The 1803-nt window shown below is 32.3% G+C and carries 1 protein-coding gene; it reads left to right on the forward strand.

What is annotated here, in order from left to right; all coding sequences use genetic code 11:
• The first annotated feature begins 441 nt into the window (after window positions 1-441).
• Window positions 442-1371: a DMT family transporter gene (locus tag ABH957_RS29420; RefSeq protein WP_404512919.1), complete on the forward strand. Its 930-nt coding sequence runs from the start codon at window positions 442-444 to the stop codon at window positions 1369-1371.
• Window positions 1372-1803 lie beyond the last annotated feature (432 nt).

The following is a 1803-nucleotide window of genomic DNA, read 5'->3' on the forward strand; positions in this document are numbered from 1 at the left end:
TAAGCTCTCTAGCGCCGATGGTAGTTGGGACCTTGTCCCTGTGAGAGTAGGACGTCGCCAAGCAAAAACCTAAGTCGTTTCGACTTAGGTTTTTTGTGTTTATTTTTATTTACCGAAGGTTAGAATCTATAAATTTAATAATCCTAAAGACGAAAAAAGAATGAAATAGAAAGGGTATAAAATAAAATTTGGATATTAAAGTGATAAGAAGGTTATAAAGTAATACGTTTAAATATAAATTGAAGGTAAGGATTACCTTTTTATGTTGATTTAGTTGTCGAATGAACAATGATGTTTTTGATTTAATATGAAAAGGTTATGCGAAAAATGGCTGGATGGCTATTTTTCGTATAACCTTTTTGTGGTTTTAAAGGATTTTACTTAAGAAAAAATCTATAATTAAGGTAGTTAACATATACTTTTTGATGGGTGTGGGGGATTATGAAAGAAATATGGATGTTATTAGTGGCTGTTATATTATGGGGGACGGCAATTGTGCCAACGAAATGGGCATTAGAATCTATTCAACCATTTACTTTGTTATTTATTCGTCTTTTCCTCGCAGGGGGGATTTGTATGCTTTTTTCATATGGCCAACTTCAAAAAGCAATCGTACATAAACATATTCCATGGAAAAGAATGAGTTTGCTATCTTTTACTGGTGTAGCTGGGTATTTTATGTTCACATCCTACGGGATTTCTTTAACAAGTGGATTACATGTTAGTATCATTGATGCTGCATTGCCGTTAGTTACAATTCTTTTTTCAGCTTTCTTTTTGAAAGAGAAAATTCAGCCGAATTATTGGATTGGTATTATATTGGGGGCTATAGGGGTACTTCTTATAACAATTTCATCTAACAATGCTGATCAAGAGGTATCTTTAATAGGAGATATCCTTATTTTATTAAGCACCTTCTTATTTGCTTTTTATACAGTATTGTTAAAACAACCGAAACAGGAACGGTATCTATCAAACAAGGTTTTTACAACATTAACTTTAATTATTGGATCGGTTATTTTATTACCATTTGCAATGGTAGAAACTTTTTATTACGGTTTCCCAAAGATTGAAACCTGGAAGACTGGACTTAGTGTAATGTATCTTGTTATTGGAGCAACAATTTTAGCATATTGGTTTTGGAATAAAGCACTAGAGAGAGTTTCAGCATCAGTAAGTGGATTATATTTAAATGCATTACCGCTAATAAGTATTGTTGCTTCAATTGTTCTATTAAATGAATCTTTAACGTGGAGAATAGTAATAGGCGGCGGCTTAGTCTTATTTGGAGTGGTATGGGCGGATAAAAGTAAATTAATTGATCTATTTATCAATTCCCGACAGAAAACTCCCACCTCAAGGAATCAGTAGGACGATAGTTTAAATAGAAAGGGGGAGTTCAAGAGTTTAAAGAGTGCATGTATATAATGTGTAATCAAAAGGGCGTCTTGTATGTAATGGGATGTCCTTGTTTATTATTTTCATTGAAATGGAGAAATTGAATGACTGAAATTAATATAGAAAATACCTTTGGAATTATTTTTATTATTAATTGAATAAAAGGTGTTGACGATTAGCTTATAGAGGTGTAATATAGGAAAAGTCGCCGATAGCAACAACGCAGAAAGCGACAAAAAAAATAAAAAAACTTGGTTGACATTGAAATATGAAAATGTTAACATAAGGGAGTCGCAAATGAGCGACAAAAAAGTTCTTTGAAAACTGAACGAAACAAACAACGTGAACGTCAATTTTTATTTTTAGATGCTAGACAAACTAACTTTATTGGAGAGTTTGATCCTG

The sequence above is a fragment of the Bacillus sp. RC242 genome (assembly GCF_044908245.1).
Lineage (GTDB): Bacteria > Bacillota > Bacilli > Bacillales > Bacillaceae_G > Bacillus_A > Bacillus_A mycoides.